This is a genomic window from Alcanivorax hongdengensis A-11-3 (genome assembly GCF_000300995.1).
GTDB classification, from domain to species: domain Bacteria; phylum Pseudomonadota; class Gammaproteobacteria; order Pseudomonadales; family Alcanivoracaceae; genus Alcanivorax; species Alcanivorax hongdengensis.
Genome location: NZ_AMRJ01000050.1, coordinates 1 through 9,120, shown reverse-complemented (window position 1 = coordinate 9,120; position 9,120 = coordinate 1). Strand labels below are relative to the sequence as shown.

Sequence of the window (9,120 nt, the reverse complement as noted above, 5' to 3'; positions counted from 1 at the left end):
TTAAAAAGTCAGTTTTTCAGAGGTTCCCTAGGCATCGAGCCCATCCGCTTTACTAAGAGAACTAGGGTAAACGCCTACGAGGAACTTTATGACGGCGTGCAACGGCTCGCCGAACGGGCTGCGCGCGGTGCTCTGGACTGGCAGAACCGAATCGCGGAGATCGGCGGGCGCCTGCCCCCAGCAGACGAAGAGATCATCAGTGAAGTCGAGCAGGCGCTTCGCGAAGCGCATACGACGCGCTTTTTGACCAATGTCGCGAAGGATGCCGAATGGCCTAGATGGCTGAATGCGCGTAAGCATCTCGATGCGCTCTTCCGCACCGGCGACCTCAGCGAGAAGGACAAGCTGCTGGCTTGGTGGCTGGCAGAGCATTTCGCCATTGAGCATGCGGATACCCTGTTCGAGTTAATTGCTTCGCATGACCTGCAGTTGAATCCGCAGCTCTGGTGGTGTATCGGCCGCGAACTGGGCCTAAATGTGGGCAAACCTCTGGAGGAGTCTGCCATCAAGCGCTGGGTCACGATTCTGTTGGCCAGCGCGCCGAACCAAGCTGACCGTCATGTGCTGCTGTGGTTGGCCAAACGCTGCGTCAGCCACAATGCTGTGCCGCTTGCACTAAAAGTGTTCCTCACCATGAGCGAACACCGCCTCAGGATCAAGCCTGGATTAAGGCTGCATGATGATGAAGATCACGCGAGTAGCCGACGTTTGCAGGCGGACTGCCCGTTACGTGCTGATCATTGGTCGTTGAACGAGGTCTGGACCAAATACATTAAGCCGCATTTAGGGTCAGTCGCTGCGCCGCTACTGGATGGTATTACGCGTCAGCTAGAAGATATTTTCGGTGAACTTGTGGCATGGGAAACTGCGTCGCGAGAGTGGGACCCGATCAGCTACGGTCGCTCGGCCATTGAACCGCACGAGCAAGACAGGTATCCCAAGGCGGTTGATGTTCTGATTGATGCGGCGCGTGATGCATTGGAGTGGCTCTCGGCCAATGATTCAATATTACTCGATGCCTGGCTTGAAAGACTGGTCACGTCGGGCGTGCCTTTGTTGCGGCGGCTCGCCATCCATGGGATCACCGTGCATCCAGACAAGTCCGCGGACGATCGCTTGAATTGGCTGCTGGCTCGCGTAGGCCTACACGATGTTTCGGAGCATCATGAAGTTCATCGTGCGGTGGGACTGAGCTATGCAGTTGCAGGTGATGCGGCACGCCAGGCTGTGGTGGATGCGGTCCTCGCGCACAAACGCCCGGCAAGCGACGACTGGACAGCCGAAAAGTGGACTGCTCGTTCGCATTTCGACTGGTTGTCGTGGCTGCTTCGTGCAAAGCCCAACTGTGCAGTGGCCCAGGCTGCGTTGGCGCCAGTCACAGCTACTTATCCTGAATGGCGACTTTCCGAGCATCCAGACCTCACTCATTGGTTTAGTTCAGGGAGGTGGGTTGGGTCTCAAAGCCCCTGGTCTATCGAGCAACTTCTGGCTCGCACACCCTGTGAGCAACTCGACGACTTGCTAAATTTCCAAGGTAAGCAGTTCGATGGTCCAGATCGCGACGGGCTGATCACAACCATTAAAGAAGCTTGCAAGCAGCAAACTCGATGGGCATTTGGCTTGGCGGATGTGTTAGCCGAAAGGTCATTGTGGGCGTCTGATCTATGGTCCGCAGTAATCCGGGGATTGCAGGAAGTCGAGCTGACGGTCGATGATTGGCAAGAGTTGTTGACTGTCACATCAAGACCCGAGTTACACGCGGCGCATGCAGATGAGGTGGCAAGTCTGCTCTATGCACTCGTCAGAGACGGCGGGAAACCTTTCGCTCTTGAACTCCTGGAGCAGGCCAATACTATTGCGCTGCCTCTGTGGCAGACACTAGAACCTAATCCTGAGGGCGAAGATATTGACGACTGGTTGTCGCGAGCGATCAACCGACCGGCTGGCAAGATCGTCGAGTTCTGGATCAATAGTCTGTCGTTGCTTATACAAGGAAAGACAGGCGTCGAGCGCACTCTACCTGACAACTACCGGCAGTGGCTCACTACAGTGGTGCAGGATGAGACATCGAAGGGAGGATTAGGTCGCAGCTTGCTCGCCAGTCAGACTGCGTTCCTATTCGGTCTCGACGAGACTTGGACTCGGCAGCATCTCATTCCATTGTTCTGCGAGGTAGATCGGAACAAGTTTGCTCAGACCTGGCACGGATTCCTGGTGTGGGGAGATCTCTATCCGGCACTGGTTGACGCCTTGATGCCGGCCTTCCTCGACGCGTTACAGCGGCTCGACGAGGATCTGCCCGATAAGCGGGATCGCTTTATGGAGTTTTATACCGTGCTGGCACTGTTCCATGTTGCCGATCCAATGCACGAGTTACTACCGAAACTCTTCCAGCACGGGGCTATGGAGGATCGGAAATTCTTCGCTGGTCACCTTGAATATTTTCTACGCCAAATGAACACAAGCGCCAAGCGACATTTATGGGATAGCTGGCTACAACGATATTGGCGAGACCGATTACAAGGTGTGCCTGCTGCTCTGGATGAGTCGGAAATACGGCAGATGTTGGGATGGTTACCGCATCTCGGCGAGCTATTTCCGGAAGCCATATCCTTGGCTATCGGCGCCCCGACAATCCGTATCCAGATGGAACATAGTTCGCCACTGTTCGAGTTGAATGACAGCGACTTGGTTACTCGCTATCCCGATGAAACGGCTGAATTACTCATTTACCTCTGCAACTGCGTCGAAGCTCATCATGCTTCTGACTTGAGGACAGTGGCCACGCGTCTTTCTACGCTTGCCCCCGACCTGCAGCACAGACTTGATGAAGCGCTGGCACGCTTGGGCTAGTGCAGTGGAGAGCGCTTGGAGAAACTTAAACCCATCAAACCCGCATGGACACTGGACCCCCTATGTATCCAATAGGGTGATATTGCCGTGCCCATGCTGCTGCTACAAGAGGCAGTGATAGACACATTTTCTTTGAGTCATCGCTAAAGGTATTTTTTGAAGCTCCCCGCCGCAATATCCACAGCCACACCTAGCAAGACCGCACTGGGTAGCAGGATCAGTAATGGGCTCACGCTCACCGGCAGTGCTAGATAGATCACCCAGGGCAACACCAGAAGCGGCATCAGAGCAGCTTTCGCTCGGTGATAGACGAAACCGGATTCCCGCCCTGCGCCGAACCTGCGGATGTCGCGGCGCACCAGGCCATCCACTAGCCCCACAAAGGCGGCCATGCAGAATAGTGGCAGCATCAGGCACAACACCAGCAAGCGCACCAGGAACACCAACAACACATAGGCTGCAGCGGTCAGGTAGCTCTCCAGATGGACGTAGACCACACCCAGGTAGTAGCGGAAGTCGCGGGTTGGATGGTCGGCTCCTGCACGGGCCTGCGAAGCTGCGCCCTGCATCCAGTCCATCAGTCCAGTCTTGAGAAATATCCATTCATGCGCGCCGTCGATCAGTCGATGTGCCGTGCGGCCTGGCTCCTGTACTACCACGCTGCGGGTGAAGTGGGTGGAGAGTTGATCGAGTTCGTAATGCACCATGGACTGGGCATGACGCCATTCTTCCTCCGGCCAGAACAGGTGCATGCCGACCCATTCCACCAGGATGCAGAGCAGCAGTGAGCCACAGAGTACGCCGAAGAGGCGAAACGGCAGGGTGACCACCGTGCCGACGAGGTTACGCTGCCGAGTCTGTTGACGCTGGGCGGTGGCTGCCGGGTCGCTCATGATGCTTCGGCACCGTCGGTCTCGGCGGTGGTCATCTGCCTGAAATCATCCAATAGGTCATCGGGCAGGCCTTCGCTTTGTAGCGCGGGTCTGCCCTGGCTCTCCCACCATTCGCCCGCGTCCAGATAGTGCTGACGCATATAGTCGGCCAGTGCTTGCAAGTCCTTTGGCATGGCCTCGTCGGGATCAGGGGCTGGCAGCGGCATGCGCAGCTTCCACAGGTTTCCCCCTTCTAGCAGTGCGAAGGCCTGGCCCTTGGGAAGGTTGACCACGTGAGCCGGTTCGATCAGCGGTACGCTGGTGGAGGTGATGCGGTCCTGGGTGTTGGAGGTGAAGGCCGTATGCCCCTGCGGGTCGGAGGTGTCCGTGGCCCCACTGACGATGGAGGTAGTGTAGACCTCGACCTTGGGCAACTGCTTGGCGAGCAACTCGGCGGTGACGGTCTCGCGCACCCGCAGCATGAACAGGTTATTGAAGTTGCCCACCACCTGGCCCGCCTTGGCCCGGTTGCCGATGCGCGCCTCGATGTCGCTCAGGGTCTGGGTGTAGGCGGTTACCTGAATCCCTGCACCACCACCCTTGTTGACCATGGGGATGAACTCATCGCCCATCAGTTCGTTGAACTCGTCGGCATGGACGTTGATGGCGACCTTGCCTGGAGCGGAGGACGAGGCACCGGGCAAGCCGTCGTCGATGCCGAATTTGTAGATGTGCCCGGCCACGGACACCAGGTCGGAGAACATGGAGTTGCCCACGGCTGCGGCGACCTCGGCATCCGACAAAGCATCCAGCCCGACATAGACGACAGCCCGTTTGCGGATGATCTGCATCCAGTCGAAGATCGGTCGTGGGTCGTGTAGGTCTGCGTAATCCGGGGCCAGCAGTTGCGCGATCTTGCCGGTGGTGAGTTTTTCCAGCAGCGGCAGCAGTGAGGCGACGATCTTGTCGAAGTAGGTGCGGTCGTAGCGTACCGCCGAGCGCAACCCGTCGAGCACCGGATCGTAGACACGCACCTGGGACAGGTACTGCTCGATGGCCACCACGCGCTTTTCCCGTCCGACCATGTGGCGGGGGATGTTCTTGTCGTTCAGCCGTCCTTCGATCTGCACGATCACTTCCCAGGCCTTCGGCTCGGTTTTGGCGAAGAAGTGCTGGGCGTACTCGATGAACAGTGCGTCGATGTTGATGACGTGGCGCTGGATCTGGAGGTAATCGGGGCGTCGTCCCAGCTCCACCAGGGCGCGGGCGATGATGTTGACGAAGCGCCAGGCGAATTCACGGAAGGCGGCGCTGTTGCCCTCGCCGGAGAGTTGGCCGGCGATGCGCGTGGCTACCTCCGAGATACGTCCAAAGCGGCCCACGGCGTTGTAGCGGGCAGAGATATCCGGCCAGCCGAGATGGAATACATAGAACTCGCCCTCGCGTCCGGCGCGTCGGGCCTCCACGTACATACGCTTGAGCAGGTCGGCATCGCCCTTGGGGTCGAACACGATCACCACCTCGTATTCGCCATTGACCTTGCGGCGGATGTCCTGGGTGATGCACAGCTCTGCCAACCGGGTCTTGCCGACCCGTGTGGTGCCAAGCACTAGGGTATGGCCGACTCGTTCCCCCAACGGCAGGGATACGTCCGTCTCCAGCGGCTCGATGCCGTGCAGGCGAGGCAGTCCTCCGACTGGTGGCAGCGGACGGAGCGGATTCAGAGGATGATCCCAGGCGGTTACCCTGCCAAGGCATCGAAATGGAAACGGCGCAAATTCCAGTCGCTCCTCCAGGCGGCGGACAAGCCGATAGGCCGGTGTCGGCTCGACGTAACGGCGAAACTCCGGGCGGTAGGTTTGCATCAACCGGTGGGTATGGCGCTGGTCCCAGCGGAACCCTCTGCCAACGAACAAGCGCTGCTGACTCACCGGTACATTCCGGCTGGCCATCACGTAACGTGGGATGCGGCGGATGTTGCGGCGATAACGCAGGATCACCCTGGCGTCGTGAAAGCGGATGACGGCAAAAGTCAGAAAACCCAGAGCGGCCCCCAGTCCCAGCAAGGGACTCAGGGCCAGTGACCAGGGCGCGAACAGACAGAGCGCGGCGGCACCGACACTGACGCCAACGCTGTACAACTCGACGGCAGGTCGCAGCATGACCTCCACGGCATGGGGCTGGGCCATGTCACTGCTCGATGCCCGTGGGCGTGATCAGCACCGGGTAGTGTCGAAGCTCAAGGCGCTGGGCCAGGTCGTCCCCAGAGACCGGGGACAGCGTCAAACCGGGGGCCAGCTCCCGTAGACGAGCCAGACCCTCGGCGGTATCGACGTTGACCACCAGACCTACGGCATTCAGTGTCAGCAAGCTGGCTGCCCGTTCGCGCAGCCAAGCTTGGGAGAGTTCGTCGTCACCCACCAGAAAAAGCGGCTGTAACCCCGGGGCCTGAATCGAGCGACGTTCCACACTGCCAGGCGATAGCAGTGCCGACTTCACTGGCAGCATGTCTGCCTCGCTGAAAGGCTGTGAGGGTGCCTCTGGCACCTCAATATGAGCAGGTGGGGCAATGGGCGTGCCCATGGGCGGCAAGTCCAGTGCCTGGTAGTACGGCAAGGCCGAGACACCGCCTCGATCCTCGACGATGATGAGTTGGGTGTTATCAGCAGAGACAGTCAGGCTTGCCATCCCCAGCAGCCAGCACAGTGCTTGCAATTGAGATTTCAAGGTAGTGACCTCCCAGGCGTGGCCAGAATTGCCGGGCCACCGTGGACACGCGACAGGTGTTGATGAACGCTGCGGCGGTAGCGGGCGGCAGGCGTGCCACCGGCTGGACGGTGATAGCGGCCAATCGCTGGTAGCCAATCTTCACCTTGCCGGTACTGTTCGCGCAGGATGGTGGCGGCGATGCGCAGATTGCGATACGGGTCGAGCAGGTCACAGGGGTGCGCCACGCGATGGGCGTGGTAGCCGACATTGATCTGCCCGAGCCCTACGTCGATACGCCGGTTCGGCTGCGCATCAAGAGCATCTTGCAGTTCGATACAGGCAGCGGCCTGTGTCGTCAATCGCCGTGGCTGGCCAGCGACATTCAGTGTCCACGGCCAGGGAACGCGCTGGCCTCTCAGGTGGATGCCGCTTTCCTGAAGCGCGATGGCATACAACACGGCGGATGGCACATCGGCATGATGAGCGGCCAGTTGGTATGCCGGTGGCGGGATCAGCGATTTGTTCACCGTCTCCGCCATTGCTGGCGATGCGAGCAACCAGCACAGGCAGATGGCAGCCAGATGTCGAAGTCTCACAAGCGCAGCCATTGCCCGTTGACCTCACGAACGACGGCAGGCAGATCACCCTGCACGCCGATGGACAACCAGCGTCCGCCGTCGTGGTTCAGGGTAATGGCGCGCTCCCGAACCTTGTCCGGATCAATTCCTACTCGCGTGGCCCACTGCCGGATGCGGGCATCCTCCTGGCGGCTGCCAACCATGTATAGATCAAATGTGGCCCCCTCGGACTGCAACTGCCGCACTCGCTGTTCACAGGGCGGACAACTTTCTTTCACGAAGACGGCGAGCCGTACCGAGGGGAGGCTTCCTCCATTGGCGAGGGTCGTTCCCGTCAGATCGACACGTTGGAGTGTGGGATAGAGGCGTTGCCAGGCGGCGTCATAGGCCCGTTGATAGGTCAGTGTTTTTTCGACGCGGCGAGCCTCTGCCTGCACCTGAAGCTCTGCATAGTGGCGACGCTCTTCGTCGGTACGGGCCTCGATACCCAATGCCGTGAGTGGGTCCAGGTTGGGCGAGTGGATGCCCAGTGGCCCCTGCATCAGTTGCCGGTACCGTGCCCACTCATCGGGTTGAAGCCCCCAATCTCTTGCCTGGCGTTCGTCGAGTGCAGCATTAGTGTTAGTGCGTTCCTGGCTGGACACTATGGGTGCACCAGTGACGGGCGTGCTTTGGGCAATCGCAAGCGTCGGCGCCAAGGCAGCCAGGATCAGGGGGAGCACCATTCGCAGCTTCATCTCGGTCTCCTATGGCACGCTGAGACGCCGTGTCTGGCCGTTCACGCGAAACGTGGCCGAGTCACCGGTCAGGGATTCGAGCAACCATCCGTTCAAGGACTCGCCGGGGCGAATTACTCTGGCGTCAGCAAGTGATTGATGGCCGTTGGGGGCGATGGACAGGAAGCGCTCCCCAGCCCGCAGCTCTATGCTCAACGCCTGGAATGGTGGATCTGGGACAGTAGGTTTGGTTGGTGCTGAACGCCGTGTTGATCGGGTAGCAGGAGGCGGTTGTTGCCGCAATTCCTGCAAGCGTGCCTCGAACTGATTCAGGCGGCTCTCCAGCGGAGCCAGGTCAGGTACGGGAGGCTGTTCGGATATCGCCTGCTCCATTGCGGAAAGCTGGATTTCCACGGTCCGGCGAATCGCATCGAGATCGGCAGGGGCGACAGGATCGGGGCGATCCAGTGCGTCCTCTACTTGTTGGTTCAACTCACCCAACCGGTGCTCCAGCAGTGTGGTCTGCGGCTTCAGCGTGTTCGACTGCATGTCCTCGTTCAAGCGAGACAGGGAAACATGATTGATGACCACGGCAGCGCTGATAAACAACAGCCAGGCCGTCGCGGCGACATTCAGCAGCCGACTGCGACGGGATGGTGAGTCGGATCGAAAGGTCATGGCAGTACCTCCTGGCTGGACGTGAAGCACACCTGCCGAGCTTGATCGTCCACTTGCAGTTTCCAGGCGGGTCCGGCCAGGGTCAGCAAGGCGTCATGAAGAAACATCGGCCCAAGCTGCAAATGGGCCGCTGGCAAGGGCTTCTCGTAGAGTATGGCCACCTGAAGATCGTCACACAGGGCGTAGCCGGAGCGTTGCAGCACATGCTGCAGACCATCACCTACCGTCGCATCAGGCTCTGTCGGCATGGATACATCAATTACCTGAAGCAGGAGGTTTTGCTGAGCCGCCTGTGGTTTCAGTTCTACCAGCGTATAGCGACCGTAGCGGGCAATGGGAAGCCAGTCGCTGGGTACTGGAGGTGGTGGGATCTCGACCTCTGGTTCAACAGGGGGAGTGGTAATGGTCGACGTAGCACATCCCGCAGCCATCATGGCGGAGATTAGGCTTGCCATGAGAATGAGGCTCTTGGCAGGAAAATAAAGACGGATGGTTGGCATACGATGGCATCCCCCGAAGCTGTGTGCTCCTAGCATCACAGGAGTGGGCCATCGTATTCAGCGAAGAATGGGAACTGTCAGCTTACCGGATTCTGGTAGGTTAGCGAGTGTGTAGACACATAAGGAAAAAGCCCGATTGAAGCGAGATAAACACATTTCCACAAAGTGGTATTAAATCGGGGCCTAGGGAACCTCTGAAAAAGTCATGATTTTT

8 protein-coding genes are annotated in these 9,120 nt (G+C 59.0%); 1 reads left to right on the top strand and 7 read right to left on the bottom strand.

Translation table 11 applies throughout. The annotated features are described in order from the left end of the window. Positions 1-2,853 (top strand): DUF4020 domain-containing protein (locus A11A3_RS16720; RefSeq protein ID WP_008930519.1); only part of this gene is annotated, 2,853 nt, incomplete at its 5' end. Between the two features lie 143 nt (positions 2,854-2,996). Here the strand turns inward: A11A3_RS16720 and A11A3_RS16715 are convergent. The 7 genes from A11A3_RS16715 to pilL2 are packed head-to-tail and all read right to left on the bottom strand — an operon-like array spanning position 2,997 to position 8,906. Beyond that, positions 2,997-3,746, bottom strand: coding sequence for a TIGR03747 family integrating conjugative element membrane protein (locus A11A3_RS16715; protein ID WP_008930518.1), 750 nt, complete (start codon positions 3,744-3,746; stop codon positions 2,997-2,999). Then, the gene (gene traD, locus A11A3_RS16710) at positions 3,743-5,887 is read right to left on the bottom strand and encodes a type IV conjugative transfer system coupling protein TraD (protein WP_442316533.1); all 2,145 of its coding nucleotides are present in this window, start codon (positions 5,885-5,887) and stop codon (positions 3,743-3,745) included. Before traD ends, A11A3_RS16715 begins: the two co-directional genes overlap by 4 nt. 28 nt (positions 5,888-5,915) lie before the next feature. After that, a complete protein-coding gene (locus tag A11A3_RS16705; protein ID WP_008930516.1) occupies positions 5,916-6,413 on the bottom strand; it encodes an integrating conjugative element protein in 498 nt (165 codons plus the stop codon). 35 nt (positions 6,414-6,448) lie between these two features. Then, on the bottom strand, positions 6,449-7,042 hold the full coding sequence (locus A11A3_RS16700; RefSeq protein WP_040297460.1) for a transglycosylase SLT domain-containing protein: 594 nt from the start codon (positions 7,040-7,042) through the stop codon (positions 6,449-6,451). Further along, positions 7,027-7,749: a TIGR03759 family integrating conjugative element protein gene (locus tag A11A3_RS16695; RefSeq protein WP_008930514.1), complete on the bottom strand. Its 723-nt coding sequence runs from the start codon at positions 7,747-7,749 to the stop codon at positions 7,027-7,029. Before A11A3_RS16695 ends, A11A3_RS16700 begins: the two co-directional genes overlap by 16 nt. Before the next feature lie 9 nt (positions 7,750-7,758). Continuing rightward, positions 7,759-8,406, bottom strand: coding sequence for a hypothetical protein (locus A11A3_RS17610; protein ID WP_083851802.1), 648 nt, complete (start codon positions 8,404-8,406; stop codon positions 7,759-7,761). Beyond that, positions 8,403-8,906 (bottom strand): PFGI-1 class ICE element type IV pilus protein PilL2, encoded by a 504-nt coding sequence (gene pilL2 / locus A11A3_RS16685; RefSeq protein WP_008930512.1) that lies wholly within the window; start codon positions 8,904-8,906, stop codon positions 8,403-8,405. Before pilL2 ends, A11A3_RS17610 begins: the two co-directional genes overlap by 4 nt. Positions 8,907-9,120: the final 214 nt, after the last annotated feature.

Coding starts and splice junctions, on each gene's coding strand:
- A11A3_RS16695 (WP_008930514.1), bottom strand. CDS start 7,749: ATGAAGCTGCGAATGGTGCTCCCCCTGATCCTGGCTGCCTTGGCGCCG.
- A11A3_RS16715 (WP_008930518.1), bottom strand. CDS start 3,746: ATGAGCGACCCGGCAGCCACCGCCCAGCGTCAACAGACTCGGCAGCGT.
- traD (WP_442316533.1), bottom strand. CDS start 5,887: ATGCTGCGACCTGCCGTCGAGTTGTACAGCGTTGGCGTCAGTGTCGGT.
- A11A3_RS16700 (WP_040297460.1), bottom strand. CDS start 7,042: ATGGCTGCGCTTGTGAGACTTCGACATCTGGCTGCCATCTGCCTGTGC.
- A11A3_RS17610 (WP_083851802.1), bottom strand. CDS start 8,406: ATGACCTTTCGATCCGACTCACCATCCCGTCGCAGTCGGCTGCTGAAT.
- pilL2 (WP_008930512.1), bottom strand. CDS start 8,906: ATGCCAACCATCCGTCTTTATTTTCCTGCCAAGAGCCTCATTCTCATG.
- A11A3_RS16705 (WP_008930516.1), bottom strand. CDS start 6,413: ATGGCAAGCCTGACTGTCTCTGCTGATAACACCCAACTCATCATCGTC.